Origin of the sequence: Allobosea sp. OAE752 (assembly GCF_050433265.1) — a bacterium.
Lineage (GTDB): Bacteria > Pseudomonadota > Alphaproteobacteria > Rhizobiales > Beijerinckiaceae > Allobosea > Allobosea spartocytisi.
In genome coordinates this window covers 172913-198006 of the sequence record NZ_JBNPXO010000010.1, presented here as the reverse complement: position 1 = coordinate 198006, position 25094 = coordinate 172913, and the positions used below count along the sequence as shown (strand labels likewise).

The following is a 25094-nucleotide window of genomic DNA, read 5'->3' as shown; positions in this document are numbered from 1 at the left end:
GTTGGCGAGGTAGTTGACGCATTCGTTGGGTTTTATGGTCTCGACGAGGCGCCCGACATGGCGCTGCCATGCCCGCCACCGCTGGCGCCGGCGGGCAACGTCGCGTCTTGCCTGCTCAAGTGCGAACATCGTTTTTTTTGAAGCGCAGCCCTTCGCGGCGCAGGAAGCGCCAGATCGCGTTATGCGAGACGCTGACCCCATGCGCTGCCAGTTCTGCCTTGAGGGCGTGGAGCGTCAGATGTGGGTTCTGCTCGAGCCTTGGAGCCGGCAACGACATCGCAGTTGCGATCAGCATTTCACAGTCCGCGACCGCGCAAGCGCGGGCCTACGTCGCGACGCATCTACCGGGCGTGGGGCGTCTGGTTTCGTTCGCGCTTCCCGGGGGACCGGGACAGCCAAGCGTGGCAGGTGGCGCGCACGCGGCGGTCCTTGCCGAGCACGTCTCCAATCACCTGCGGGAGATTACAGCGTACGACCCCGATGCCGTGGTCCACATCTTCGCGGCATGCCCCAACAGCTTCCTGTTTTTTTCTCGGTCAGCATCAACAGGGCATAGCCCCTTGCGTCGTCTATGAATTCGATTTCGACCGGCAGGGCAGCAAGACGTATCAACCTCCTTTATGATCGACTGAGTAGTAGTTGTCACTTTCCAATTAAATCCCGAAACCGAAGTTCAGCTGGGGAATGCCTTCCCCTCCCTTGTCCGAACCACCACACGGCAGCCTCATCGGTCTTTGCATGGATTTTTAATGACATTCCTTGCAAACTGACCGCGGAGGCCTAGATTGTAGCCATGAGCAAGTTCGACCAATTCAAAGCCAAGCTCCGACCCGGGCAGACCTACCGCCGGGCGGATCTGGTCCAATGGTCGACGGCGGTCGATCGTCACCTCAAGGAGGCGGTGCAGGCCGGCGTCCTCACCAAGCTCGCCGGCGGCCTCTACTACGCGCCCAAAGAGACCGCCTTCGGAAAGGCACCTCCCCAGGACGACACCCTCGTCGCCACCTTCCTTAAAGGCGGCCCGTTCCTGCTGGCCTCGCCGAACGCCTACAATGCGCTCGGCGTCGGCACGACCCAGCTGCACAACAAGACCGTGGTTTATAACCACAAGCGCCATGGCAAGTTCGCGCTGGGCGGACGCACATATGATTTTCGGATAAAGCCCGCCTTCCCGAAGAAGCTCACCGCTGAGTTTCTGATGGTCGATCTGGTGAACAACCTCCACCAGCTCGGAGAGAGCGCTGAGGAAGTGCTCGAGCGCGTCAAGGCGCGCCTGGCCGCCAGTGACCGAGCACGGGTGAAGAAGACCGCACAGTCCTACGGCTCCGAGCGGGCCAAGAGGTTTTTCGCCCGCGCTCTGGCCGAGGTGGGCACCCAGGATGCCGCGTGATTTCCTACACAATCATCCACAGTTCGCCGACCTGATCCGGATCGTCGCCGACGACCAAGGCATCGCGCCGGCCCTGGTCGAGAAGGACTATTGGATCATGCAGAGCCTTTACGGCCTGCAGCAACTTGGCATGACGTTCGAGCTGAAGGGCGGCACGTCGCTGTCCAAAGGCTATGGTCTGATCAGCCGGTTCTCGGAAGATATCGACATCCGCATCGAGCCTCCGGCCAATCCAGCGGTGATGATCGGCCGCAACCACGACAAACCGGCTCACGTCCAAAGCCGCAAGGATTTCTATGATCGCCTGGCGCAGACCATCGCCATCGACGGGATCACATCCGTCGAGCGGGACGCGGCATTCGATGACCCCCGTCAATATCGCAGCGCGGGCATTCGCCTGACCTATGCCAGCATCAATGGATCGATCGAGGGCCTTAAGGACCGGGTCTTGCTCGAAGTCGGCTTCGACGATGTTGCGCCCAACGAGGCGCGAGACATCAGCTCGTGGGCCTATGACTTCGCCGCCAACCGCGTCGAGATCATCGACAACCGCGCCCGGGACGTCGCCTGCTACCACCCAGGCCATACGCTCGTTGAAAAGCTGCAGGCGATCTCGACCAGGTTCCGCCAGCAGCAAGAGACCGGCGCGTTCCCGCCCAACTTCATGCGCCACTACTACGATGTCTATTCCCTGCTCCAGGACCCGACCGTGCAGGCGTTCGTCGGCACGCAGGACTACCTCGACCATAAGGCAAAGCGCTTTCCAAAGGCGGACAACCCGGTGATCATCGAGAACGAAGCCTTCGTCCTGAGCGACCCCGCGACCCGCGCCACCCTGCAGAAAGCCTATGCCGCATCGGGCGCGCTCTATTTCCGCGGCCAACCGGCCTTCGACGACATCCTGGCCGAAATCGCCAAGTGGGCGCCCAAACTGTAGTTCAGCAAACCTTCGCCGCCATCAGGCCACGGCCATCACTTCGCCAAGCGCCAAGACCTTAAGCAACTCGATCGTCAACGGGCGGTCCGCCGCGGCGTCGATCCTGGTGACCGTCAGCCCCTCAGGCCAGCGGTTTTCAAATACAAGATGTCAGCCCGATGTTGGTGGCAGTCGGCAGTCGGCGGATCTGAAATCACACCAGCCGATTGCCTATCGCCTCGCGGCCGGGATTCCGATCATGCGGTTCGCTCGCGTCTTGCGCAGAGACATCGATGCCGTCAACAGCGCCATAGAGCTGCCTTGGAGCAACGGGCAGGCCGAAGGCCAGATCAACCGCCTCAAGACCCTCAAGCGCGCAATGTATGGTCGGGCAGGCTCTGAATTACTCAAGGCACGAATGCTGCCGCCGCTCCACACAAAGTGAGGAAGAACCCATTTACTCGCGCGCGATCTTGATCGCGTTCTCGACAGCTTCGGTGCCGGAGGCAAGGAAGATGCTCTTATTATGCCTCGCCCTTTCCGACTAGCCGGTTCAGGCGCTCAGCCAAGGCGATGTAAGGCTCGTAAGCAGCCACCTGGAAGGCCGTGTGGCGGACGCGACTCAGCTGTTCGGTCACGGCGGCGACAATGCGCGGATGGTTGTGGCCGACATTGAGCACGCCGATGCCGCCGACGAAATCGAGATAGCGCCACCCCTCTACACCCCAGAGATAGGCCCCTCTGTGCGTGCCGCGACGGGATGGGCGGTAACGACGCCGCGCGGGATGTTGCGGTCGCGCATCGCTAGAAGCTCGACACTAGTGCGGGCAGTATTCAGCATTGATTGTCCTGCTCCGGGACGGCGGGCTACGTCACGCCTCCTACAAGGGCCTGCGCGAAGAGGCCGACGAGGCAGCGGTCTTTGAGATGCCGTCCGGCTGCAGCGGCGGCTTACCTCGGATGCCGTGACGGTCTTGCGCTTCCACGAGTAGTTCACCGGCTGCCAGGAGCATCGCCCCTGTCGGCGCGATGCAGCGAATTGAATGTCACCAGCGGATCGATCACGTTGTAATACATCTAGCGGAAGGTCCAATTCATATCGACCAACGCTCGGGCGCAAGTTGCGGGCGCGAGGTCAAACCACCCACTGACTCAGAAATCTCATATTGCTGCCTAAGATTGAGTGCGCTCAAAAAACACGTCAATGCCGGATTGAAAGTTATAGGCGTGGATGTTGCGTTACGCCATCTTGAGCGGCAGTTTAAGAAATGGGTTGTCGAAAATTGACAAGACGCCGGCAGGGGGATTCCAGTGATGGCAAAGCTACCCAACCTTATCGATCGGCACGTCGGTAGCCGCATTCGCATGCATCGGATGCTCGCCGGCATTAGCCAGGAGAGGCTGGGCGAATCTCTCGGTGTTACGTTTCAGCAGGTACAGAAGTACGAGAACGGCTCAAACAGAGTCAGCGCCAGTCGTTTGCACCACATTGCCACAATGCTGGGCGTCCCCGTATCATTTTTCTTCGACGGCGCCCCTAGCAGCGAGCAAGCTCTCGCCGGCGTGAATGATCGGCCAAGCGAATACGTCTCCGACTTTCTTTTGACGAGCGAAGGCGCTCAATTGCTCAGGGCTTTTTCCCAGATCAAGAATAACCGCGCCCGCCGCCGCATTATCGATCTTGTCGAAGCTCTCGCGGAGTCCGATGATCAGCAGAAATAGGCTCCGATGCTTCATCCTCACCGCTGGCCCCGTCCTTTTGCAAGCTCAAAAGCTCATGGACTGCCGCGGACAATAATTGATCCAGGATCGGATTGTTGAGCGACGCAGCTTCGTCGGCCAGTTGACGAATTTGAGCAACCAGCGAAGGCAGCTTGGCGAGTCTTGAGCTTGGCATGACTGACGCCCGCTACGGACAGAGCAAGGCGATTAGGATGCAAAGCTCAGAGTACACGCAGGAGTAAACAAACTCTTACCGCCTTGTTCGGACATCATTTTCTCGATTTCAGCAGGGCTGATGAATTTCATCAAGCTCGAGCGTCTGGCCGTGCTGCCCCGCTGCCGTGGCGGCCTTGCCCTCGATCTCATTCGCGCCGCGATCGCCTTCGGCAAGGCCAAGGGGTATCGGCGCTTCTACGGTCAAGCCGCCACACCCGTTCTCAAGCTCTGGGAGCATTTCGGGTTCGAGCGCCGCTCAGGCCCGGGGCTGAGCTATCTGACCGACGAGGTCTATTACGAGATCTCGTTACCGAAGCGCCTCCCGAGCAACTGTCGCATCTCTCCGGCGCCAATGTCCTGATACGGCCGGAGGGCCAATGGGATCGGCCAGGCCCCTTGGAGGCGGCTGCGCCCAAATCTGCGGCCGTCGATGACGTTGCCCTCGCCGTGGCCGGCTCGACCGAATTCGTTCCCGCTCCACCGATGCGGACCCTGCAGCCGGATCGCGACATCCCCGGTTGCGTGAATCCGTTCTACGGCGAGTCGCCGGATTGCAGCGAGAATTCGTGGCCGCCCTTGATTTACGGCGACATCAGGAGGTGAACATCCATGGTTGACGCCCGTCCCGTGTCTTCGGATCGCTCGATTTGCGATCCTATCGACCTCCTTATCACCCGAGTGGATGTCCTGATCCAGGATGCGTCGAAGATCGACCCGGTCAGTGCAGCGCTATTGGGTCTAGCCAAAGTCGAGCTCATCAAGGGGAAGGCTCTCAGGGCCGGCGCGATTGCCGAGTTCAAGCCTCCCCCGTCCGGACGATAGACCCTCTCTGCTTCCCCGGCACATCTGCGGGGAAGCGCTCCCCGATCCGAAACGCTCCAAAGGAGACTGACATGCGACCTCCGATCGATGTTGCGCGGTTTGCCGGCGCTTGGCGTTGGCTGGTGGCATCGAATTCTGTTTTCCTGGGCGCAGAACTGGCGTTGCTCCTTGGTATCGATCCAATTGAAGGGCGCGCCGGCGTCAAACCGGAGCGCATCGCCCAGTCGATCCACCCGGATGATCGGGCTCCCTATGTCGAGGCAGTTGAGCGAGCCTCGTTCTATGGTGGCGATATCAGCCTCAGTTATCGCGTCATGAGCTCTGAGGCGCTTCACCGTATCGAAATCGCGGGAAGTTGTGTGCGGGCTGGGCGAGGCGGGCGCCCCCTGGAATATCTCGGCGGCGCTCACGTCTGGGAGCAGCCCGACGAGCACCCTCTCGCGATGGCCGCAGACCATTTGCTGAATGCGGCCCAGCTTGTACGAGGGGCTGGGGAAAAATCACTCTCGCTCTTTATCGACATGGCTCTGATGGAGATGGCTACCCGTCTAGCGTCGAGAGAGAAGATACCACCAAAGCCGTGTCCGCGGATTTCCGTCGTTCGGTGAGAGTCTTCACCTGCCGGGCTCAGATCGCCTCCTACTTTGCGGCGAGCCGTCTTGCTGTTTGACCAGGGACGGCGCTTCGGGGCTTTCGTCGATCAGCGGCCGGACGTCCTGATCGCGATGCTGTACAACTCGCGCCCTTTACGGAGTGGTTCTCGAATGCGGTTCGGGCAAATTGCCGAGACCCCAGATTTCACCAAACCCAAGCAGGTGATAGCCCCCCTTGAGGGCTGGTCTGTTGGGCAACCCGTCACGCGGGGAACGCTCCGTTGCTTAACGCGTACAACTGACCGCTTTCGACCCATAGCTGACGCCTCTCAACTGCACTGTCGCAGATCAGAAGCAGGCGACCTCGTTACTCACAAATTGATAGCCGAAATAACGGAAATAGAGGCCATGGCCTTCGTGGATCACAAAGACGGAATAGATGTCATCCGAATTGCGATAATCGATCAGTTCTTGTGGAAATGGCTTCGCCCCGCCATCCTTCGGCCGGAGGTTGAGGTCATAGAATTTTCGGAATGAGTAGTGTTGCGGAACGTGGCAAGTGATCGAATCTACGAAACTTGTTTCAAAGTAGGCCGCATGGTCCGATCTAAGGCCATGGACCTGAGCAGGCCGGGATTTGCGAGCCGCCTAAGCTCGGCGCAATACCGGTTGCTGCAGCCGCGATTAAAATTCGGACCAAGCCCATCATTTCCTCCGCCGCAGGTAACGCAAAACAGGGCGCGTTCGGCTTCGGATCGCAAGTCTGCTTCCGACCCTTATCGGACCTCTGGAACGTCCGCGATAGGGCGGTCCAACGCGCTTAGAAAAACGGTTTGGCCGGCAGCCGCAATCAGACAACAGGTGTAATATAAGGCCTCCTGGCCTCAGCTTATTGCAGCCTGCCTATCTTCTGGATACGGGAGGTACAGCAGCGCCTGCCAAGCTAAGTGAACGGCTCCCGGTTGAACAGCGTCCGGGGCTCGGAACCTTAGTTAGCCACCATATTCTAAATGAATGATCGGATAAGGTCGGCCTTGCCTGTCGAGAGCCGAACGACCTGTGCGCCGAAATCCGAATTTCTCGTAGAAGCCAACGGCTTGGCCGTTCTGTTCATTCACGTCAGTGGTCATTTTTGGATGGAGTCGCAGGCCGTGGCGCACTAGCGCAGCGCCAATGCCGCTCCCGCGATAAGCTGGATCGACGAAGAGTGCCTCCATATGCCCGTCGTCGACAAGCATGAAGGCTAGCGCATGATCGTCGGAATCGACGGCAAGCCAAAGCGGTGCTTCGGGGAGAAAGCTACAAACCAACTCGTCAATGGCGAGGCGATCCTCCGGTGTCAGAAAGCCATGTGTAGCATCAACAGCGCGACGCCAAATTTCGATCGCGCGCTCACCATCGCTGGGGCATGAAGGCCTAATAATACGCATGGTTGTGTCACTTGTGACTTCAGGTCAATTGGAGCGGCCGCGTCCTATTTGGTTTCTAGAACGATGGGAAGCAGTAGTCTGCGGCTGCCCCCACCGGCTAAGCCTCCGCGTTCGACCCTAAGCGACCATCAAGCGCCCCGCGATGGTCGTTGATGCCTCACCGTCATTCTGGCCAAGCTGCTGGGCCCGCAAAGTTGTAGCTCTCAAACACTCTGAACGTGAGGGAGGCGGCTCCGGCCGCTGTTCCGGGTCAACCATCTCATCCGCCGGGCCTATTCAAACCACATGGGCACAATGGACGCCGCAAGAAGCAGTCCGAGCATGAGATTGAGAACGCGCCACTGTGTGTGCGTCTTCAGCAGTCGCGCCAATAGAAGTCCGGCGAGACACCATAGCGACAATGACAAGACCGCCCCAACGGCGAAGAAGATCCCGAGGATCGCGCCGAGATGCCATGGGGCAGTGGCAATGGCTGCGAATGATGCGGCGGCACCCAATGCCATGGCCCACCCCTTGGGATTATGCCAGACCAACCACGCAGCCCCGATGAAGCTGGTCGGCTTCGATACCGTCGCGTTCAGATGCGGCGCACCGCTGAGCGCCATCTTCCAGGCGAGCCAGAGCAGATAGCAGGTTCCGACGAACTTCATGCCGAGCTGAAGTGACGGCATTGCCAGAATCACCCCACCAAGCCCAGCAGCCGCAGAAGCAGCCATCGAACCGAGACCGACCGCGATCCCTGCGATCAACGGGACCGAACGACGATATCCATGATGCGCCCCGGAAGCAGTCGCGAGGGTCGTCGCACCTCCGGGCGTGATCGTTGAGACAAGGACAAACAGTGCAAGAGGCAAAAACTCGGCGGCAGACATGGTTGTTTCCGTTGTTGGCCGAGCGAAACTACGGCGCGACCTTCAATAAGAGAAACGCATGTTGAGCATGGTTGGCATTAGCAGTTATAATGGCACATGAGCAGAAACCTCGATATTGCCCTCCTCCGGACATTCGTTGCCGTAGCCGATCATTCGAGCATGACGGCAGCCGGCAACGCCCTGCACCTGACGCAAAGTGCCGTGAGCCAGCAGATTGCGCGCCTCGAGGACCTCACTGGCAGGCTATTCCTCAGAGAGCGGCGGACCCTGCGTCTGTCGACGGCTGGAGAGCGTCTCCTGCCCAACGCCCGCCGCCTGATTTCCCTCAACGATGAGATCTGGTCCAGCGTCACCGACAGCGCGGTCGATGGGCGGGTACGCTTGGGTGCGCCCTACGATCTCGTCGGAGCCTGGCTGACCCCGATACTGAAGGCCTATGCGGAGCAGAACCCGCTCGTTGAGGTGGCACTGGTCTGCCTGTCCTCCCCGGAGTTGCTGGCAGCAGCCGAAAGCGGTCTCGTCGACCTTGCCCTGGTCGAGGAGCCGGTCTCAGCATTCGGCGGGGAACGGCTGTTGGTCGACCGCCTGGTCTGGGTCGGAGCAAGGGGCGGCTCCGCACATCTGAAGACCCCTCTCCCCGTGTCGCTGGTCGCCGAGACCTGTGCCTTTCGCCCGGCGGTCCTCCACACACTTTCAGAGCGGGGCCTCTCATGGAGAACCATGTTCGAAAGTGGAAGCATTGATGCAACCCGTGCCACGGTCCGGGCCGATCTCGCCGTGACCGCATGGCTTGAGTCCACTGTTCCAGCCGACCTGAATATCCTGCATCCGGATGAGCGTCTGCCGGAACTGCCGTCCTTTGCAATCAACCTTCATAGGTGTGCCGCGAATACGACACGCGCATGCACGGAACTCGCCCAGTCGATCCGCCGCGGCGTGGCTGGGCGATGGCAACTGGAGGGGTAGCCCCTTGCGCCCGAGCGCGTCCTCGTTAAGCAAATGTCCGCTGTCTACCCGTTGCGGACGCAATATTCTCAATAGCGTGAGGGAGAACCCCGAGCTCTCCCCCTGAGCCGAACCTTACTCTACCCCTAAGCGATATCGCAGGGCAGCTTGCAGCCATTCGGCCTCGGGCGGGTTAAAGTCGGGCCGTTCGCGCAAGATGGCTATGAGCTGATAAAACTTCAGGAACGGTTCCTGCAACCGTACCATTGCGCGGATACGATCCGAAAAGCCTCGGCATCCGGCTCTTTTCTTATGAGCGCGCTGTCCGTCAGGTGCTGCTCTGCAATGGACTGCCCGAGTTCGGAATCTGGCGCGAGGCCATCACTCATCGCAGCTCGAACCTGCTTCATCAGCTCGATATGCGCCAGCAGGCGCTTATCTAGGGGGTCTATTTCGTATTGCAGGCCCGTCACTGCAGTGTCTTCAGCCCTCAAGCGCATGCTCTTATAGAAATCTTCGCTGTCAAAGAGCTTCGCAAGATCAATCCATGCGTCAGCCTGCTCCTTGGTCGGTTCTTCCGGAAGCTCCGGCGTTCCGATTTCGATCATCCGAAGCTTCCAACGCGGATCAATTTCAATTCCATCGGTCACTTTGTCGAAGAACGCCTTTGCAATCTCGCGTCGCTCGCTGTGCGCAATGTCGATCATGTTTGCTACCCTTTTCAGGTCTCGAACAGTTGGTTCGGTAGACTGAAGCGCAGAGCGCATCGTTGACGCGATACGCCGCTGGGCAGTTATCCGGTGCTCGACTTCGGCAAGCTGTGCCGTCAGCACTTCGCGGAGCGTGGCTTTTTTGGAGAGGACAGAAGCGATAGTACCGAGGCTGGCCTCGGTTTCGCGAAGTGCTGTGATTAACTCCAACCGTGCAACGTCTTCGCCGCTGAACACCCGATACCCGGCTTCGGTCCGGCTATATGGCGGGAGCAGCCCCTCGTCGGCGTAGAACCTGATGCGGCGTGTCGAAACGCCTGTCAGGCGGGAAACTTGGCCGATGGTGTATCTGCGATCCGTCATGAGGCCGGGCGTAAGTCTTCCACCTGATGTCAGGTCAAGGGCCGATCCATCTAGCACGCCGACAGTTCCGCTTTCGACCCTTAGCGGTCGCGCCTCGGTCGTTGTACGAACGCGGCCGGAGCTCCGATCACGCCATCCGCGAGAGGGCGATCCGGATCCTGGTAGGTTGCGATATTGGCCATCCGGTCGTCGCTAGCGACTTCCTTCAAGACATGGTTTGCGTTCGGAAGGAGGACCATTTCGGCACTAGGGTGTGCTTGGCGCAATCGTTCCGCGTCAGTTCGCCCGACTTGGATATCGCGAAGTCCCTGGAGGATCAGTGTCGGTCCCGTATAGGCTGCGATCAGTTCGGCCGGGTCGAGCGCGAAAGTGCTGATTAGGAAGCCTTGCACCTCAGGTCGAAACAGCGGAAGCAACGCCGAATGTATGTCTTCTGGAGCGATCCGCTGCCCGGCCTCAAGCCGTGCGATGATCGCCTCGGCCTGTTTGCGTATGGGTGCATTGGCGGGGTTCGCTCCGATCTGGTCGCGGAGCACATCGCCAAGTCTACGTCCTGTCGCCGAGACCAGCAGCAGCCCGCAGATGTCGGGGGCCCGTTGGGCGGCGACCAAGGCCGCCAGCCCCCCTTCGCTATGCCCCAGCACCCATACGCATGGAGCGCCCATCCTCTGACGGATGGTGGTAACCCAAGTTCGAATGTCGGCGGCATAGTCCTCCATGGTGACGGCGTTGGCGTCTGAGATCGCGCGAGCGCTGCCGAACATGCCCCGCTTGTCGATACGCACGCTTCTGATCCCACGCGAGGCTAGCCCCTCCGCAATCAGGCGGTAGGAGGACGCGCGGACGCCGAGCGGGTTGTTGCCGTCGCGATCAGTCGGTCCTGAGCCCGGGACGATGAGAACGACGGGGGCATCGGAGTTCGACGGTCCCAACGCGGTTCCCGAGAGCGGCCCAGCGGGACCGGGTACCTCGATCACGTCAGGATCCCTCATCGGCGCTGCCTGCGGTCGAGAAGCGGCAAGGGTCATAAGGCAGGCCAGAACACAGCATCTCACCCAGCGCTTCGTCATAAGTCCTACAGATGTCGGAGGATGGACGCGGACGGTATGCCGCATCGCATCGCATTTCGACCCATTACTGCTGTTGCGAGGGGAGAACTTTACGAGCGAGGATGAGCAGAACAACGAGCGCCAAGGCAAACATTGCGAACGCCCATCCGCCGCCGATGGTGGCCACCAGGCCCAGCGCGACTACAACCAAAAAGACACGGCCCAAAATTTCGCCGATAAACCGGCCCGGAGCCGTCCGCCAGCGGACGCTCCCAATGTCCAGAGAGGGTCCGTCAGCGGACCTTGCCGAGCCGCTTAAGAGGTGGCCAAATGCGCTTGCCGCCCTGATCGCAACCGGAATAGCAAAATCCCCGTAAGCGAGAGAACGTGACAGGGTCGAGCTCTGTGCCGCGCCGCTGATACGTCAGTGTAGCACTCAAGCGTATTCAGGCCGACGCGGGGTGAAGACGTCGAGGTTGATCACGGGCTCTTCGCCAACCACCTCGCCCCAATGCTCGACATTGGAGGGAATCACGACGAGCCCGCCGGGGCCGATCAGATGCTCATCCCCCCCAATGAAGAAGCGGATCGTGCCGCTGACGATATAGGCGATCTGCTCATGGGGATGGCTGTGCGGTTTGGGCTCGTGACCCGGCATCAGTCGATGCAGCGCCAGCGTCGCCGCCGAGCCGGAGAACGCCTTGCGGTCGACCCCCGGACGAACCGGCGTCCAGGGGATCTGGTTCCAGTCGATCTTGTGGATGTCCATCATGTTGGCTCCGATCGTTGCGTGGTTCGTCACTTCGCCGCGCCGAGGATCCCCGATGGGCGGATGAACAAGAACAGCAGCAGCACCGACAGCGCGGCGACATTCTTCAGCCCCGCGCCAAAGCCGACGATGGCGAGAGCCTGTAGCAGGCCGAGCAGCAGGCCGCCGAGAAAGGCGCCGAAGGGCCGCCCGAAACCGCCGACGATCGCGGCGATGAAACCGCTGATCGCGAAGGGCACGCCGACATTGAAGGCGGTGTACTGCGTCGGCGTGATCAGGATGCCGGCGATGGCTCCCAGCGCTGCGCTCAGCGCGAAGGCCAGCGCGAGCATGCGTGAGACCGGAATGCCCTGCAGCGCCGCGGCCTCGCGGTTGATCGAGCAGGCGCGCATCGCCTTGCCGGTCTTGGTCAGGCTGAAGAAGGCGGCCAGTAGTCCGACGATCGCCAGCGATCCGCCAACGATCCAGATGAGTTGGTAGCTGAGCGCGACCGAGCCGATCATCAGCGGCGGCCGGTCGGTGAAGACGGGCAGGGTCTTGGGCTGATCGCCGACCGCGATCAGGGTCAGCCGTTCGATCACGATCTGGGCGGCGAGCGTCGCCAGGATCATCACGAACATCGTCGCCTTGCGGTTCCACAAGGGCCTGACGACGATCCGCTCGATTACGGCGCCGAGCGTGGCGACGGCCAAGATCGCAATCAGCGCGGCCACGGGGAGTGACACGCCGTTACGCGCAAACAGCACCTGGGTGATCATGCCGCCGAGCATCACGAACGCGCCCTGGGCGAAGTTCACGATGCCGCTGGCATTGTAGATCACGCAGAAGCCGATGCCGATCAGCCCGTAGACGCAGCCGATGCCAAGCCCGCTGACCAGGACCTGGGGAATATAGGACCAGTCAGCCATGGGAATGCTCCTGCATAGCTGGCTTGCCGGTGCCCAGATAGGCCGCGATCACGGCCGGATCGACGCGGACTTCGGCCGGGGTGCCCTGCGCGATTTTGCGGCCGAAATCGACCACGACGACCCGTTCGGCTGTGTTCATCACCAGCGTCATGTCGTGCTCGATCAGGAGCACGCTGGTGCCCTCGTCGGCGATGCGGCGGATGATGCGCGACAATGCCGCCGATTCCTCGGTGTTGAGGCCGGCGGCCGGCTCGTCCAGCAGGATGAGCCGCGGGCCTGCGGCCATGGCCCGCGCGAGCTCCAGCATGCGCTGGCGGCCATAGGGCAGCGCCGATGCGGGTTCGTCGGCCATAGCCGCCAGTCCGGCGAAGGCGAGGAGGTCGCGGGCTCGTGCATTGAGCGCCTGTTCCTCGCGGCGCGCCGACGCAGGCCGGAACAGTGCCGCGAACAGCCCGGCCCTGCCCTGCAGGTGGCAGCCGACCTTGACGTTGTCGATCACACTGAGATCCTCGAACAGCTTGACGAGCTGGAAGGTCCGGACCAGTCCCGCCCTGGCGATCTCGGCCGGCGGGCGGCCGGTGATGTCGTTGCCCTCGAACGTGATGCGGCCAGCGCTCGGCGGCAGGAAGCCGGAGATCAGGTTGAACAACGTGGTCTTGCCGGCGCCGTTGGGGCCGATCACCGCGGTGACGCCGTCAGCCGGCACCTCGAAGGAGACATCATCGACCGCGACCAGCCCGCCGAACCGGCGCGTCACGCCTTCCAGTCTGAGCCGGTTCATGAGCGGCCCCGCGGGGCGAACAGGCTGGCGAGCCCGCGCGGTGCATAGATCAGGAGCAAGATCAGCGCCGCGCCATAGGCCAGATCCTGATAGTCCTTGAAGGCACGGAAGGTCTCGGGCAGCAGGCTGACGATCAGCGCCCCGACCAGCGGACCGGCAACCGTTCCGATGCCGCCGACATAGAGCATGGTGAAGGTGACGATCACCATGTGCAGCCCGAAGACCTCGGGGCTGACGTAGCCGACGATATGGACAAAGAGCGAGCCTGCGAGCGCCGCGAACCCGGCGGAAAGCAGGAAGGCGACCAGCTTGTAGCGCGCGACCGCGATGCCGAGCGCCGTCGCCGCCTCCTCGCTGCCCGCGACCGCTGAGAGCGCTCGCCCGAAACGCGAACGGCGGATTCGCGCGGCGGCAAAGGTGCAAGCCGCGACGACCAGCGACAGCAGGATCAACTGCCCTCGGTCGGAGGTGACCTCCCAGGGGCCGATGCCGAAAGGCGGGATGCCGGAAATGCCCATATAGCCCTGCGTCACCGACTGCCATTCGACCGTGATCTCATAGGTGATCAGGCCGATGGCCAGCGTGCCCATGGCGAGATAGTGGCCCTTCAGCCTGAGCGCGGGAAAGCCGACGATCGCGGCGGCCAGTACGGCAGCCGCGATGCCCAGCACCATGGCCGGCAAGGGCCCCCAGCCATGGCTCGTCGTCAGCACGGCCGATATGTAGCCGCCGATCGCGGCGAAGGCGTTCTGGCCGAAGGAGACCTGCGCGGCAAAGCCCATGAACAGGTTCAGGCCGGTCACGAAGACCGCATAGATCAGGGCAAAGGAAACGACGGTCGCCGCATAGCCGCCAACGACCATGGCGTAGCCGACGACCGCCGCGGCAAAGAGCCAGGGCAGCAGGCCGACCAGCCTGATCGGACGCCGTTCAGGCGAAGTAATGCTGGGCGAGATCGTCATGGGAGGTGATGTCACGCGGATCGAGTTCGGCGACGATGCGCCCGAGCGAAAGCAGGTAGACGCGGGATGCGAGTTCGAGCGCCAGCGGCGCCTTCTGCTCGACCAGCACGATCGCCAGGCCTTCGCGGTTCAAGAGGCCGAGCGTCTCCAGGATTTCCCCGGTTACACGCGGCGCAAGGCCAAGCGAGGGCTCGTCCAGCAGCAGCAGTTTCGGCCCGGCCATCAGTGCCCGGCCGAGAGCGAGCATTTGCTGCTCGCCGCCCGACATCGAACCCGCGGCCTGGCCAAGCCGCTCCTTCAGACGCGGGAACAATGTCAGGACGCGCTCGCGACGGCGGTTGAACTCGGCCTTGTCGCGCAGGCGATAGGCGCCGAGTTCGAGATTGTCGGAGACGCTCATCGGGGCGAACAGCCCGCGCCCTTCCGGCACCAGTACGAGGCCGCGCGCGGCGACCGCGACCGCATCGTGCCGCGGCAACACCTCGCCGCGGAAGCGGACCTCGCCGCTATTGGCCGAAAGCCCCATGATCGCGCGCAGCAGCGTCGACTTCCCGGCGCCGTTGGGGCCGAGCACGGCGACGAGCTCGCCTTCGCCGATGCGCAGGTCGACGCCGTGCAGCGCATGGATATGGCCGTAGCGGGCGGAAAGGCCGGTCGCGGCCAGGATCGGCGGAGTCACGCCCGCCATTGGCGAAGCAATACGCGCCTGCGTCTTGGCCGCGACCGCGAAGCTCATTGCACCACCTTGACCTTGCCGCCTTCGATCGTGGCGAGCACGAAGGGGTTTTCGGTGATGCCCTGGTGCAGGTCCGGCCGGAAATTGTAGATGCCGGTCGTACCTTGGAAGCCGCTCAGCTCCTCATAGGCCGCGCGGACCTTCTCGCCCTCGAAGGACTTCGCCTTCTCGATCGCGGCGACCGTCAGCATGACGCCGTCCCAGCCGCGCGAGGCCCAATTCGGGTCGCGATCGCGATATTTCTCGCGCCAGGGGTCCAGAAAGGCCTTGATGCCGGTCTTGAGGGCGCCTTCGGGCAGCGCCTCATAGACCTGAGAGGGCGAGGCGACGAAGAAGAACTTGTCGCCCAGGACCTCGGAGACGGGACCGAACACGGCGAGATCCTCGAGGCTGGTCAGCAACAGCATGTCGGCGCCGAGCTGCTTGATGTTCTTGGCGGCGGTCAGCGTCGTGCCCCCAAGCCCGATCTTCAGGATCGCGCCCGCACCCGCCGACCGCGCTTTACTGACCTGAACACTCAGATCGGCATCGTCCTGCTTGTACTGGTCGACCGAGACGACCTCGAGACCGTATTTGGCCGCGTTGCGCTCGGCCACGCTCTTCTGGAGATTGGCGTAAGGGGTTGGGTCGTGCAGGACCGCGATCTTGCGGATCTGCGTTTTCTCCTTGAGGTATTCCAGGCGCTTGTCGATCTCGAAACCGGCGGGCGGCAGGGTGGTGAAGGCCCAGGGCAGATGCTCGGCCTGCGTCGGCAGGATCGAGCACAGCATCATCGGCACCTTGGCGCGCAGCAGCAGGCCGGCGGCCGCGAAATTGCCGGCCGAGACGCAGCCGCTGACGAAGACGTCGACCTTGTCCGAGCTCAGCATCTTCCGGTAGACCGTCACCGCTTCCTGAGGCTCCGAGCGGTTGTCCTCGACGACGACCTGGATCTTGCGGCCCATCACGCCGCCCTTGGCGTTGACGGCGACGGCGGCGAGCTCGACGCCGTCGCGCCAGGCGCGGTCAACGGTCGCGGCATAGCCGGTCAAACCAGCTGAAACGCCAATCTTGTAGGGTTCCTGCGCAGAGGCGGGCAGCGCGCCGGACAGCGCGAGGCTTGCGGCAAGGCCGGTCGCCCAAAGGGTCTGCTTCATTATCTCTCCTCCCGGTTTTGCCTGGTCCCGGCCGGTGGCCGCGATGCGAGGCCCCGCCTTTTTTGGGCTTGAGTCTGGTGGCGGGCACTGTCAGGCGGCCGGCTTGCCGTAGCCGCCGCCGCCCGGTGTCTCGAGCAGCACGACGTCGCCGGCCTGCATAGTCAGCTTCTTCGCTTCGCTGACGGACTTGCCGTTGACGAGGAAGCGACCGGGCGCTCCTGGCATGCCGCCATCGATGCCGTCGGGACCGCGCTCGAGCCGGCTCGGCACGGCGTTGAGCAGCCAGGCGTGGTCGGTGCGCATATGGAACTGGATGATCTGGCCGTCGCCGCCCGGCATCCGGCCTTTGCCGCCCGAGCCCGGCCGCAGCTCCTTGCGGTCGAAGACGATCGGCATCGCCGCTTCCAGGATTTCGATCGGCACGGCCGCGACACCGGTCGGATAGCAGGTGGCGCTGGGTCCCGGCTTGCCGGCGCGGGCGCCCATACCGCCGGAATAGTTGAACATCGAGGAGGTGAAGGCTTCGCCGTTGGGTTTGCGGCCCTGGATCTGGATCGTCCAGACCGCACCCGATCCTTCCGCCAGCACACGCTCCGGCATGACCTGATGCAGCGCCTTGAGGATCGGCATCGGCACATACATGCCGACGACATGGCGCGCATTCACCGGAGCCGGATAAGCGCAGTTGACAATCGAGCCGACCGGGGCTCGCACCTCGATCGGCGCCAGTGAGCCGGTGTTGTTCGGCAGATCCGGATTGAGGCAGGAGCGGATGGCGAAAGTCGAATAGGCGTGGGTGTAGTTCAGCACCACGTTGATGCCGGTCGTCGTCTGCGGCGAGGATCCATCGAAATCGACGATGATCGAACCACTCTCGGCATCGATCGTGACGGCCGTCTTGAGCGTGATGATCTCGCCGCCGGGGACGTCGAAGACGGCCTCGCCGTGATAGGTACCCGGCTTCAGCTTGCGGATGGCGTTGCGGGTCGCCTCCTCGGAGCGGTTGATGATCTCGTTCGACAAGGCCTCGATGTCATCGACATCATAGCGCTCGCACAAGGCGATCAGGTGCTCGGCCGCCGCCTCGCCGGAGGAGACCTGAGCCGAGAGGTCGCCGAAGACGGCGTCGGGCGTGCGCACGTTGCGGCGGATGATGTCATGCAGCATCTCGCTGGGCTTACCGCGCTCGTAGAGCTTGAGCGGCGGAATCCACAGACCTTCCTCATGCACGTCACGGGCGCCGGCGCCGATGCCATAGCCGCCGATATCGGTGTGGTGGATGGTCGAGCCGATATAGGCGAGCAGCTTCTCTCCGTCGAAGATCGGCGTCAGGATGGTGATGTCGAAGAAATGCCCGGCCGAGAGCCAGGGGTCGTTGGTGATCAGCACGTCGCCGGGCTCGCAGCGGCCCTCGAACAGCCGCACGAGATGGGCGCCGGCGAAGGCGAGCGAGTTGATATGGCCAGGCGTCCCGGTATTGGCCTGCACCACCATGCGCCCGCGTTGGTCGAACAGCGCGCAGGCGAGATCACCGGCCTCGCGGACGATAGGACTGAAGGCGATGCGCTGCAGCGCCTTGGCCCGCTCTGTGACGATGCCAATCAGGTTGGACCAGAGGATCTCGAGTTCGACGCCATCCATGGGATTCAGCCTTTCGTCGCGACGATGCAGCCGAGCGCGTCGATCGTCGCGCTCCAACCGGGCGGCAGCGCGGTCGTGGTCTCGCGCTCCTCGATGATGGCGGGACCGGCGATGGTCTGGCCTGTGGCGAGCGTGTCGCGTTCGTAGACGGGCACGGACTGATCGTCCTCCCAGGCATGGACCGCGCGGTGGCGCTTGGGCGCGCCGCTGGCGATCTCGGGCCTGGCTTGCCCGTCGAAATGTGGCAGGGGGCCGCGCGCGATCACTCGCCAGGTCACGAGCTCGATTGGCACATGTGACGGGTTGACGCCGTAGAGCGTCCGGTAGGCTGCCTCGAACTCAGCGGTCAGTGCGGCGGTGTCGCGGCTTCGGCGCGGATCGGTCTCGAAGATGATCGTGACCTCGTGCTGCTGGCCGACATAGCGCATGTCGGCGCCGACGAGGATCGTGACGTCGGCAGCGCTGCAGCCGGATTCGCCAAGCGCACTGATGCCTTCCCTTTCCAGGTCTCCGATGACCCGATCGACGCGCTCCCAGTCGAGATGGTCGACGCGCGTCAGGTCGCTGCGCACAAGATCCAGCCGGACCGGCGTGACCAGCGTACCGAAGGCCGAGAGCACGCTCGATTGAGGCGGCACGATCACGCTGGTGCTCTGCAGCAGTTCCGCGACTCCGCAGGCATGCAGCGGGCCTGCACCGCCGAAGGCGAAGAGCGGTAGGCCGCGATAGTCGACGCCGCGATCGGTCGCATGGGTACGCGCTGCCGAGGCCATGGCCTCTGTGACGATGCGGTAAATGCCGCGCGCCGCCTGCACGGCGTTGAGGCCGAGCGCCTCGCCGAGCCGCTCCATCGCAGCATCGCAGGCGGATTTGTCGAGCGACATGTCGCCGCCGAGGAAGTTCTCTGCATCAATCAGGCCGAGCACGAGGTCGGCATCGGTGACGGTCGCGTTTTGGCCGCCGCGGCCGTAGCAGGCGGGTCCGGGATTGGAGCCGGCGCTTTCGGGGCCGACCTTGAGCAGGCCGAGATCGTCGACATGGGCGATGCTGCCACCGCCGGCGCCGATCTCGATCAGGTCGATCGAGGGCACGGTGACGGGCAGGCCGCTGCCTTCCCGGAAACGATAGCGGCGGTCGACCTCGAACAGCCCGGTGATCAGCGGCGTGCGGTTCTCGATCAGACAGGCCTTGGCGGTGGTGCCGCCCATGTCGAAGGACATCAGCCGGTCGATGCCGAGGAGTTCGGCATAGTGGCAAGCGGCGAGCGCTCCGGCCGCGGGGCCGCTCTCGATCATCCGCACCGGGTTGCGGCCCGCCGTCTCGGCTCCGACGACGCCGCCAGAGGAGAGCATGATCAGCGGGGTGTTGGCGAAGCCCTCGATCCGCAAACGGTCGCTCAGGCGCTTGAGATAAGGCTGTGAGATCGGCATCGCATAGGCGTTTACCGTCGCTGTCGAGGCACGCTGGTATTCGCGGATCTGCGGCGCGACCTCCGCCGAGGTGCAGATGAAGACGTCGTTGAGTTCGCGTGACAAGGCGGCTGCGACCAGCGCTTCGTTATTCGGGTTGGCGAAGCTGTTGAGGAAGCAGATTGCGACGGCGCGTGCACCGCTCGCCCGGATTTCCGCCGCGAGTTCGGCAATGTCCTGCGGGCTCGGTGCGAGTGCCACGGTGCCGTCCGCCAGGACGCGTTCCTTGATGCCGAAGGTCAGTTCGCGCGTGACCAATGGTTCGGGAAATTCGATCTGCGGGTCGTACATGTCGTAGCGATGCTCGTTGCGGATCGAGAGCACATCGCTGAAGCCATCGGTGACGACGAGCGCCGTCGGCAGGCCCTTGCGTTCGATCAGCGCGTTGGTGACGACCGTGGTGGCATGGACGACGACGCCCTCGACCGCACTCGCACCGATGCCGGCCTTGCCGAGAACGGAGTCGACACCGCGAAAGAAGCCTTCCAGCAGGTCGTGATGGGTGGTCAACGTCTTGTCGACGCTCAAGCCCCCGCGGGAGTCGCGCAGGACGATATCGGTGAAGGTACCGCCGATGTCGACGGCCAGCGAATAGGTCATGTTCTCGGTCTTTCCAATCTTTCAGCCTTGCCAGCTCAGACCACGCGAGATGCGTTCGGCGCTGCCGACGACCTCACGGATCTGTTCGGGGTCGGGAACGGGCGGAATGAACTGCGTCGCACCGACGATGGCGATCGAGCCGACGAGAATCTTGCGGTGGTCGAAGACGGGGGCGGCGAGCGTGTTGACGCCGGTGATGACCTCATTCGGAGCGGTGGCCCAGCCGCGTTTACGAACAGCCTCGACCTCGGCGAGCAGCGCCTGCGTTGAAATGATGGTCGCCGGCGTCCAGGCCTCAAGCGGGCCGTTGGCGATCGCGGCGGTGCGCTCCTGGGAGCCGAAGGCGAGCCAGATCTTGCCATGGGCGCTGGCATGGAAGGCGAGCCGGGTGCCGGGCCGCGTGGAGAATTCGATGAGCGTGCGGCCCTGGATCAGTTCGAGGACGATCAGTTCGTCGTCGATCGCGGCGCAGACCGTGACCGCCTGGCCGGTATGGTCGCGCAGGGTCATCAGCTCCTCGCGCGCTGCGCTGACGATATCGAAGCGCTGACGCAGGGCTTCGCCCAGCATCATCAGCTTGATCCCGGCCTCGTAGCGGCCCGTCTCGGCCTCCTGACGGACGAAACCATGACGCTGCAGCGTCACCAGATGCCGATAAATCGTCGCCTTCGACGCCGAGAGGGCTTCCGCGATCTGAGCGAGCGAAGCCGGGCGGCTCTGCTGCACCAGGTAGTCGACCGCGTGAAGCGCGAGATCGAGCGTGCTGGTGCCGGCAGGCGCAGGTTTCCCCGCCGCTTTTGGCAAATCGGTCGACAAGGGCGTTCCTCTTTGCATTTCATTTCATATAATGAAATGTCATTTTGTTATATGATACGATGGACAGGATTGAACCGGCTGTCAAGGCGAGGAGAATCTCACGAACGAAGGAAGTGGTCCGGCAAGCCCCAACGGCTAGGCGGCCTCCAGGTGCGCGCCTTGGCCAATGCAGCGCCCCTGGAGAAAGCATCTTCACGCCGCTCGGACGGCCCACGATACTTTGGGCGATTTCTGTGTCGCGTGTCCTTTGTCGCAAGTAAGGGGAAAATCACGACAGGATCTGGGACAATAGATCCAGCTTGAGGGCGTCGCCCCTGCGGGCCGGGCTTTCGGCTGCGCCGGAACCATGCCTTCGCGCGTTTCCGTCATTCGGCTTCAATTCCGGCGGAGCGCTCGTCTGATGGCGACCGCGCTCGACAACTCGACGTCCGTGCCAGGGTTTCGATCCCGATCCATCGCGCGCTGACCGAGCACGTCATGCTTGGCGGACCAAGACAATGGGCCGCTCCAGCAAGGAGGGCTCTCCGGAGGCAATGCGAACCGGACGGCTAAAATCTTAGCCCGCCACTTCAGTGGAAGGATACGCGTGTTCGGCTATCAGCATGATCATGTCTGACCGTTCAAATCGCGCCGCTGAGCGGCAACGCCGAGTGCAGCCTGCCAAGCTCAAGGGGGCTAGCGGGGCCATATTCAGCTGCATGATCCGGGATATTTCGGTCGGTGGCGCGATGCTGAGAGTTCCCGTCGGTTTTAACGAAAAAGGGGGCGTTCATATCACCTCGCAGGCTATCGGCGTTGACCGAGAAGCTCGGATCGTTTGGCAGGATCGTTCTTCGATCGGAATCGCATTCCGATCCGTCGACTTAGCTAACGCCCCACCTGCAGAAGCAACGCCCCATAGAACAGCCCGAACAGGATGGTGCCGAGAATCCAGTATTTCCGGCGCCGGGTGAGCTCACCGGCCAAGTATTCGGCGTTCAAGCAAAGCCTGCATGTCGCGGCGCCCGTCCACGACGACGAAGATGACGACTTTGCTGCCGATGACGCGGTAGAATAGGCGAGACGGATCCAGCAGAATCTGTCGGAATTCTCGAAAGGAGAAGCGCATCGTCGACCTCGATGCCGAGTTAGCGCACGGTGCTTTCCAGCTTTGTATGGCCGAGAAGGAGCTGACAGGCGCGCAGATTTCCAGTGCGCTTGTAGATCAGCGCGACCGTCGTTCGACGGAGGCTGTGAGTTCCATAGAGCGCTGGATCCAACCCAATCAGAGCAACCTAGGCGTCGAGGTGGCCGCCCGGCCTTCTGTTGAACGATGGCGGTGCGGAGGCGAACGGTGCCTCCGAGGGCGACATCGCCTACGCGAAGGCGAGAGCGGACAGCGGCGCGATGAACCCGTTCACGGTCATGAGGCACTGCCTCTACGCCGCCGATTCCGCCAAGTTCGGCTCCATGCTGACCGACCGCGCGCGAGCGACATTCGACGAATGGCAAGCCGCAGAAGTCCCGGAGGGTGGATGACGTCCCCCTCCAGGCGAACCGTATAGCGCACCTCAGTCGATAGCGGCTAGCGCTAGCAACTCGTCACTGAGGCCGGCAGCCCTCTCGCTCCCGGACATGCCCCCGTACTCGGCCTAGGACGCCTCCCACATCAGGGCGGCGGCGTCGCGGCCGAGCACCTTGCTCTATCAGAGCTTTCAGCATCTACGACGATCTCACCAAACCTATAAGATCGCCATCCAGTTTCCGCCGCCCGCCGTCCCCGGCATTTTGTTCTTCGCGCGATGGCGCCCGGAGGCGCGCTGACCTAGACCGCCGCGCGGATTGCGGCGGCGCGCTCAGCGAGCGCCGCCGCTGGCCCATCGAGCCTGTAGAAGGCGAACGGATTGAGGAATTGGCGACCCCAGAACAATGTCCTGTCGACCCGCCCTAAGCCCGCCTCGTCACTTAGTGGCAACCAATGCGCACCGATTGTCTCGAGCTGCCGGGACACGATCGCGATCGCCCGGTCCGCCGCGAGATGGAAATCGCCGGCGGCGGCAAGGCAGGTGGCGATCTGGCTCGAACGCTGCTGGCCGCTGATCAGCATCGCCTGGCTGGCCTCCTCGCCGGCGCGCGCCTGCGGACAGATGTCGTAAGCGGGTGTGAGGCTGAGCTGCGCCCCGTCCCAGAAAGCGGCGTGATTGCGGGCATGGTCATCGACGTTGCCGACCAGGATGTTGAGCGTCAGTCGTGCGAAAAGCTCGTGCAAGGTTGCGGTCGGTTCGGTGAAGCGGAAGCGGATCGTCTCCGCAAGATCCTGATAGCTCGCATAGCGCGCCTGCATCTCGTCGAGCTCGAGCATGGTAAGCGCCGAAACCATCGCCCGCCGCCGCCAACTGGTCTCTTCCGCCACGCGATCGAACCGCTCGACCAGCAGCACGTCCTTGCCTGCGGCATGAACCAGCCGCACCGGCGCGACAGACAGGCCCGCGAGCGCAGCCAAGCGCATGGCGATATATTCGCCCTTCACCACTGAGTACGTGTCGCTGCTGCTCGAGAATTTGGCGACATATTTGCGCGAGCCGTCGGTGATCAGCGCCTTAGGCCGGGCGCCGCCGATCGAGCTGCCATGGTGAAGGGCCTGATCAAGCTCGGGAGTGAGCGGCAGGTTCTTCTCGACCTTCTCGGCCGAAGCGAGCAGTTCTTCGAGCGTTGCATGGCTGCCGCCGCGCGGAACATACGCCGTCGCCGAGGTCTGGAAGTCGAGCGCGCCGATCCGGTCCGAGCCCGATTCGAGCAGAAAGACCAGTTCGTCGAGCTCGAGCCCGTCGAGCGCCTCAGCTTTGACTCCGAAGGTCTTGTTGAGGATCACGCGCCTGCCCCAGGCATCGGGCGCGCCGTCGCGGATCGCGCTCGACATCGTCAAGGTGCCAAGCGGCGCGATCGGCTCGGGTCGAAGCGGCAGTTCGGGCAGATAGAGCGGAATAGCATCGGCGCGCGCTCGATAGGAGCGGCCGTAAATGAACTGGATGCGCCCGCCGTCCGGCACCAGCCGGCCGGCGACGACTGGCTCGGTGGCGCCGGGCAGCCAGGTCCAGACAAAGGCTTCGCGTGGATGAGGCAGCTTAGAAGTCATCGCTGACGCTCAGCTGCCTGGGCCGCACCCGGTTGGGGAGCAGCGCCAGGCGCTTGCCCGCTTCGTCGAGCCGCATGGTCAGACCCTGCGCGCTCTCTTCGAACAGCGGAATGCCGAGGATGGCGCAGGCCTCGAAGGCGAGCCCTAGCTCGACCTTTGGATCGCCCCGCTCGAGCCGCTGTAAGGTGCTGCGGTCGATGCCGAGCCGGTCGGCCATCTCCTGCGCGGTCATCCGCCGGGACTTGCGCTCAAGCTGGACGAGCGTGCCGAGAAGCTCGACCGCGGCGATCGTGTAGCGGGCATAGCTACGCTTCTTCGAAGCAGGCATTTGCGAGACCCATCCAGCGTTAGGGCGGTTAATGCGTGATGCAACCCACAAATGCGTAATCGGTCTCCGCATGCTTGTCAACGACATGTGGCATGCATCGAGCATTAAGCAGAATAAGGTGGGATGCATCCCCCAACTTGTTTATCGGCTAGCATCGCCCACACCTCGAATAAAATGCTTCTCCAGATCGATCCAGGAGCGCCCGGGCACGCGCGGACGGTTGCTCCGCGGACTTCGGGCTTGGCATCGGGTGGAGGGTGATTTTGAGCAGGCGGCTTGTTGAGGTGCTCAGTCGCTGCTCAGTCGACGAACTTAAGCCATTTGTCTCGCCTTCAACGGTCGAACTCGCGGAGCATGTTCTGCCCGGCGTTGACGGCCCCGAAGGTCTAGCGGAGCTTACAGTTGGGCAGTATGGCGCCCCCGGCGTCCTGCGCAACGATTTGCTCCGCGATCTATTGCTTCGCTTCTTAAAGAATGACGAGGCTGTCGCTATATACGATATTATTGTCATCCCTAAATTCGACCCCCGATATACTTCGACGCACCTTTCAATCTTTAAACGGATCGCCGGCCCATCAATTATTTAGTTATCTAAATGTCCGATACGATGACGATGAAATCACGGAAGTTGGGCCATCTAGGCTTGCCCGCCCGATAGAACGCCTACGGAAGTACCAGGTCAGCGCTTATCGAGAGCTGCGCCAACGCCTAGCGGATGGCTCGACCAATGTTCTCCTTCATATGCCTCCCGGTTCAGGCACATTAAGGACAGTGGCGCATCTTCGCACAGACACTCGCTGTTGGC

At 62.7% G+C, this 25094-nt stretch carries 27 protein-coding genes and 3 pseudogenes; 11 read left to right on the top strand and 19 right to left on the bottom strand.

Translation table 11 applies throughout. The features are described 5' to 3' along the window. Positions 1-63: 63 nt before the first annotated feature. Positions 64-259, bottom strand: a pseudogene (locus GGC47_RS22840) (transposase); the annotation flags it as partial. Between GGC47_RS22840 and GGC47_RS22835 the strand changes: the two are divergent. The 4 genes and pseudogenes from GGC47_RS22835 to GGC47_RS22820 form a co-directional block, all read left to right on the top strand. Next, positions 219-575, top strand: coding sequence for an SAVED domain-containing protein (locus tag GGC47_RS22835; protein ID WP_429068983.1), 357 nt, complete (start codon positions 219-221; stop codon positions 573-575). The pseudogene GGC47_RS22840 and the gene GGC47_RS22835 sit on opposite strands and share 41 nt — an antisense overlap. A 218-nt stretch (positions 576-793) precedes the next feature. Further along, complete coding sequence (locus GGC47_RS22830; RefSeq protein WP_429068980.1) at positions 794-1390, top strand: hypothetical protein; 597 nt, start codon at positions 794-796, stop codon at positions 1388-1390. Further along, complete coding sequence (locus tag GGC47_RS22825; protein WP_429068978.1) at positions 1380-2327, top strand: nucleotidyl transferase AbiEii/AbiGii toxin family protein; 948 nt, start codon at positions 1380-1382, stop codon at positions 2325-2327. The genes GGC47_RS22830 and GGC47_RS22825 overlap by 11 nt, the downstream gene beginning before the upstream one ends. 229 nt (positions 2328-2556) lie before the next feature. Next, positions 2557-2751 (top strand): annotated as a pseudogene (locus GGC47_RS22820) (ISL3 family transposase); the annotation flags it as partial. A 79-nt stretch (positions 2752-2830) separates the two neighbouring features. Here the strand turns inward: GGC47_RS22820 and GGC47_RS22815 are convergent. Next, entirely contained in the window at positions 2831-2992 is a 162-nt protein-coding gene (locus GGC47_RS22815) for an aminotransferase class III-fold pyridoxal phosphate-dependent enzyme (protein ID WP_429069047.1), read from the bottom strand. A gap of 628 nt (positions 2993-3620) precedes the next feature. Here GGC47_RS22815 and GGC47_RS22810 point away from each other — a divergent pair. From GGC47_RS22810 to GGC47_RS22795, 4 genes are all read left to right on the top strand, one after another. Next, on the top strand, positions 3621-4028 hold the full coding sequence (locus tag GGC47_RS22810; protein WP_429068975.1) for a helix-turn-helix domain-containing protein: 408 nt from the start codon (positions 3621-3623) through the stop codon (positions 4026-4028). 295 nt (positions 4029-4323) lie between these two features. Next, positions 4324-4605, top strand: a complete 282-nt coding sequence (locus GGC47_RS22805) for a GNAT family N-acetyltransferase (RefSeq protein ID WP_429068972.1) — start codon at positions 4324-4326, stop codon at positions 4603-4605. A gap of 248 nt (positions 4606-4853) precedes the next feature. Next, positions 4854-5066, top strand: coding sequence for a hypothetical protein (locus tag GGC47_RS22800; protein WP_429068969.1), 213 nt, complete (start codon positions 4854-4856; stop codon positions 5064-5066). A gap of 71 nt (positions 5067-5137) precedes the next feature. Further along, the gene (locus GGC47_RS22795) at positions 5138-5674 is read left to right on the top strand and encodes a PAS domain-containing protein (protein ID WP_429068966.1); all 537 of its coding nucleotides are present in this window, start codon (positions 5138-5140) and stop codon (positions 5672-5674) included. A gap of 977 nt (positions 5675-6651) precedes the next feature. On the opposite strand, the gene GGC47_RS22790 is transcribed toward GGC47_RS22795, so the two are convergent. Together GGC47_RS22790 and GGC47_RS22785 are read right to left on the bottom strand one after the other, a co-directional pair. Then, positions 6652-7089, bottom strand: a complete 438-nt coding sequence (locus GGC47_RS22790; RefSeq protein ID WP_429068963.1) for an acetyltransferase — start codon at positions 7087-7089, stop codon at positions 6652-6654. A gap of 272 nt (positions 7090-7361) precedes the next feature. Next, complete coding sequence (locus GGC47_RS22785) at positions 7362-7961, bottom strand: LysE family translocator (RefSeq protein WP_429068960.1); 600 nt, start codon at positions 7959-7961, stop codon at positions 7362-7364. Positions 7962-8057: 96 nt separating this feature from the next. On the opposite strand from GGC47_RS22785, the gene GGC47_RS22780 reads away from it, so the two are divergent. Further along, the gene (locus tag GGC47_RS22780; protein WP_429068957.1) at positions 8058-8927 is read left to right on the top strand and encodes a LysR substrate-binding domain-containing protein; all 870 of its coding nucleotides are present in this window, start codon (positions 8058-8060) and stop codon (positions 8925-8927) included. 218 nt (positions 8928-9145) lie between these two features. Here GGC47_RS22780 and GGC47_RS22775 read toward each other — a convergent pair whose 3' ends face one another. From GGC47_RS22775 to GGC47_RS22725, 11 genes are all read right to left on the bottom strand, one after another. Further along, positions 9146-9979, bottom strand: a complete 834-nt coding sequence (locus GGC47_RS22775; RefSeq protein WP_429068955.1) for a MerR family transcriptional regulator — start codon at positions 9977-9979, stop codon at positions 9146-9148. Between the two features lie 80 nt (positions 9980-10059). Then, the gene (locus GGC47_RS22770; protein ID WP_429068952.1) at positions 10060-10971 is read right to left on the bottom strand and encodes an alpha/beta hydrolase; all 912 of its coding nucleotides are present in this window, start codon (positions 10969-10971) and stop codon (positions 10060-10062) included. A gap of 493 nt (positions 10972-11464) precedes the next feature. Further along, a complete protein-coding gene (locus tag GGC47_RS22765) occupies positions 11465-11800 on the bottom strand; it encodes a cupin domain-containing protein (RefSeq protein ID WP_210245639.1) in 336 nt (111 codons plus the stop codon). 26 nt (positions 11801-11826) lie between these two features. Next, complete coding sequence (locus GGC47_RS22760; RefSeq protein ID WP_429068949.1) at positions 11827-12705, bottom strand: branched-chain amino acid ABC transporter permease; 879 nt, start codon at positions 12703-12705, stop codon at positions 11827-11829. Continuing rightward, positions 12698-13486, bottom strand: a complete 789-nt coding sequence (locus tag GGC47_RS22755) for an ABC transporter ATP-binding protein (protein WP_429068946.1) — start codon at positions 13484-13486, stop codon at positions 12698-12700. Before GGC47_RS22755 ends, GGC47_RS22760 begins: the two co-directional genes overlap by 8 nt. Next, the gene (locus GGC47_RS22750; RefSeq protein ID WP_429068943.1) at positions 13483-14448 is read right to left on the bottom strand and encodes a branched-chain amino acid ABC transporter permease; all 966 of its coding nucleotides are present in this window, start codon (positions 14446-14448) and stop codon (positions 13483-13485) included. Before GGC47_RS22750 ends, GGC47_RS22755 begins: the two co-directional genes overlap by 4 nt. Next, the gene (locus tag GGC47_RS22745; protein WP_429068941.1) at positions 14417-15184 is read right to left on the bottom strand and encodes an ABC transporter ATP-binding protein; all 768 of its coding nucleotides are present in this window, start codon (positions 15182-15184) and stop codon (positions 14417-14419) included. The genes GGC47_RS22750 and GGC47_RS22745 overlap by 32 nt, the downstream gene beginning before the upstream one ends. Next, positions 15181-16320, bottom strand: coding sequence for an ABC transporter substrate-binding protein (locus GGC47_RS22740; RefSeq protein ID WP_429068938.1), 1140 nt, complete (start codon positions 16318-16320; stop codon positions 15181-15183). Before GGC47_RS22740 ends, GGC47_RS22745 begins: the two co-directional genes overlap by 4 nt. A 90-nt stretch (positions 16321-16410) precedes the next feature. Next, positions 16411-17961: a hydantoinase B/oxoprolinase family protein gene (locus GGC47_RS22735; protein ID WP_429068936.1), complete on the bottom strand. Its 1551-nt coding sequence runs from the start codon at positions 17959-17961 to the stop codon at positions 16411-16413. A gap of 5 nt (positions 17962-17966) precedes the next feature. Next, on the bottom strand, positions 17967-20030 hold the full coding sequence (locus GGC47_RS22730; protein WP_429068933.1) for a hydantoinase/oxoprolinase family protein: 2064 nt from the start codon (positions 20028-20030) through the stop codon (positions 17967-17969). A 21-nt stretch (positions 20031-20051) separates the two neighbouring features. Then, positions 20052-20846, bottom strand: a complete 795-nt coding sequence (locus GGC47_RS22725; RefSeq protein ID WP_038357932.1) for an IclR family transcriptional regulator — start codon at positions 20844-20846, stop codon at positions 20052-20054. Positions 20847-21448: 602 nt separating this feature from the next. On the opposite strand from GGC47_RS22725, the gene GGC47_RS22720 reads away from it, so the two are divergent. Continuing rightward, positions 21449-21799: a PilZ domain-containing protein gene (locus GGC47_RS22720; protein WP_429068930.1), complete on the top strand. Its 351-nt coding sequence runs from the start codon at positions 21449-21451 to the stop codon at positions 21797-21799. Positions 21800-21801: 2 nt separating this feature from the next. Here the strand turns inward: GGC47_RS22720 and GGC47_RS22715 are convergent, their stop codons facing one another. After that, the gene (locus GGC47_RS22715; protein ID WP_429068928.1) at positions 21802-21954 is read right to left on the bottom strand and encodes a hypothetical protein; all 153 of its coding nucleotides are present in this window, start codon (positions 21952-21954) and stop codon (positions 21802-21804) included. Positions 21955-21973: 19 nt separating this feature from the next. Further along, positions 21974-22214, bottom strand: a pseudogene (locus GGC47_RS22710) (integrase); the annotation flags it as partial. On the opposite strand from GGC47_RS22710, the gene GGC47_RS22705 reads away from it, so the two are divergent. Next, positions 22152-22364 (top strand): hypothetical protein, encoded by a 213-nt coding sequence (locus tag GGC47_RS22705; RefSeq protein WP_162720268.1) that lies wholly within the window; start codon positions 22152-22154, stop codon positions 22362-22364. The pseudogene GGC47_RS22710 and the gene GGC47_RS22705 sit on opposite strands and share 63 nt — an antisense overlap. A gap of 286 nt (positions 22365-22650) precedes the next feature. On the opposite strand, the gene GGC47_RS22700 is transcribed toward GGC47_RS22705, so the two are convergent. Both GGC47_RS22700 and GGC47_RS22695 read right to left on the bottom strand, forming a co-directional pair. Continuing rightward, the gene (locus GGC47_RS22700) at positions 22651-23961 is read right to left on the bottom strand and encodes a type II toxin-antitoxin system HipA family toxin (protein ID WP_112765028.1); all 1311 of its coding nucleotides are present in this window, start codon (positions 23959-23961) and stop codon (positions 22651-22653) included. Next, positions 23951-24289, bottom strand: coding sequence for a helix-turn-helix transcriptional regulator (locus GGC47_RS22695; protein ID WP_112765029.1), 339 nt, complete (start codon positions 24287-24289; stop codon positions 23951-23953). The genes GGC47_RS22700 and GGC47_RS22695 overlap by 11 nt, the downstream gene beginning before the upstream one ends. Positions 24290-25094 lie beyond the last annotated feature (805 nt).

What these genes read in the sequence shown, in the direction of transcription:
- GGC47_RS22765 (WP_210245639.1), bottom strand. Translation starts at nt 11,800, where the DNA reads ATGATGGACATCCACAAGATCGACTGGAACCAGATCCCCTGGACGCCG.
- GGC47_RS22805 (WP_429068972.1), top strand. Translation starts at nt 4,324, where the DNA reads ATGAATTTCATCAAGCTCGAGCGTCTGGCCGTGCTGCCCCGCTGCCGT.
- GGC47_RS22700 (WP_112765028.1), bottom strand. Translation starts at nt 23,961, where the DNA reads ATGACTTCTAAGCTGCCTCATCCACGCGAAGCCTTTGTCTGGACCTGG.
- GGC47_RS22715 (WP_429068928.1), bottom strand. Translation starts at nt 21,954, where the DNA reads ATGCGCTTCTCCTTTCGAGAATTCCGACAGATTCTGCTGGATCCGTCT.
- GGC47_RS22720 (WP_429068930.1), top strand. Translation starts at nt 21,449, where the DNA reads ATGATCATGTCTGACCGTTCAAATCGCGCCGCTGAGCGGCAACGCCGA.
- GGC47_RS22780 (WP_429068957.1), top strand. Translation starts at nt 8,058, where the DNA reads ATGAGCAGAAACCTCGATATTGCCCTCCTCCGGACATTCGTTGCCGTA.
- GGC47_RS22830 (WP_429068980.1), top strand. Translation starts at nt 794, where the DNA reads ATGAGCAAGTTCGACCAATTCAAAGCCAAGCTCCGACCCGGGCAGACC.
- GGC47_RS22745 (WP_429068941.1), bottom strand. Translation starts at nt 15,184, where the DNA reads ATGAGCTTCGCGGTCGCGGCCAAGACGCAGGCGCGTATTGCTTCGCCA.
- GGC47_RS22735 (WP_429068936.1), bottom strand. Translation starts at nt 17,961, where the DNA reads ATGGATGGCGTCGAACTCGAGATCCTCTGGTCCAACCTGATTGGCATC.
- GGC47_RS22750 (WP_429068943.1), bottom strand. Translation starts at nt 14,448, where the DNA reads ATGACGATCTCGCCCAGCATTACTTCGCCTGAACGGCGTCCGATCAGG.
- GGC47_RS22810 (WP_429068975.1), top strand. Translation starts at nt 3,621, where the DNA reads ATGGCAAAGCTACCCAACCTTATCGATCGGCACGTCGGTAGCCGCATT.
- GGC47_RS22800 (WP_429068969.1), top strand. Translation starts at nt 4,854, where the DNA reads ATGGTTGACGCCCGTCCCGTGTCTTCGGATCGCTCGATTTGCGATCCT.
- GGC47_RS22795 (WP_429068966.1), top strand. Translation starts at nt 5,138, where the DNA reads ATGCGACCTCCGATCGATGTTGCGCGGTTTGCCGGCGCTTGGCGTTGG.
- GGC47_RS22770 (WP_429068952.1), bottom strand. Translation starts at nt 10,971, where the DNA reads ATGAGGGATCCTGACGTGATCGAGGTACCCGGTCCCGCTGGGCCGCTC.
- GGC47_RS22740 (WP_429068938.1), bottom strand. Translation starts at nt 16,320, where the DNA reads ATGAAGCAGACCCTTTGGGCGACCGGCCTTGCCGCAAGCCTCGCGCTG.
- GGC47_RS22730 (WP_429068933.1), bottom strand. Translation starts at nt 20,030, where the DNA reads ATGACCTATTCGCTGGCCGTCGACATCGGCGGTACCTTCACCGATATC.
- GGC47_RS22790 (WP_429068963.1), bottom strand. Translation starts at nt 7,089, where the DNA reads ATGCGTATTATTAGGCCTTCATGCCCCAGCGATGGTGAGCGCGCGATC.
- GGC47_RS22785 (WP_429068960.1), bottom strand. Translation starts at nt 7,961, where the DNA reads ATGTCTGCCGCCGAGTTTTTGCCTCTTGCACTGTTTGTCCTTGTCTCA.
- GGC47_RS22775 (WP_429068955.1), bottom strand. Translation starts at nt 9,979, where the DNA reads ATGACGGATCGCAGATACACCATCGGCCAAGTTTCCCGCCTGACAGGC.
- GGC47_RS22755 (WP_429068946.1), bottom strand. Translation starts at nt 13,486, where the DNA reads ATGAACCGGCTCAGACTGGAAGGCGTGACGCGCCGGTTCGGCGGGCTG.
- GGC47_RS22695 (WP_112765029.1), bottom strand. Translation starts at nt 24,289, where the DNA reads ATGCCTGCTTCGAAGAAGCGTAGCTATGCCCGCTACACGATCGCCGCG.
- GGC47_RS22825 (WP_429068978.1), top strand. Translation starts at nt 1,380, where the DNA reads ATGCCGCGTGATTTCCTACACAATCATCCACAGTTCGCCGACCTGATC.
- GGC47_RS22760 (WP_429068949.1), bottom strand. Translation starts at nt 12,705, where the DNA reads ATGGCTGACTGGTCCTATATTCCCCAGGTCCTGGTCAGCGGGCTTGGC.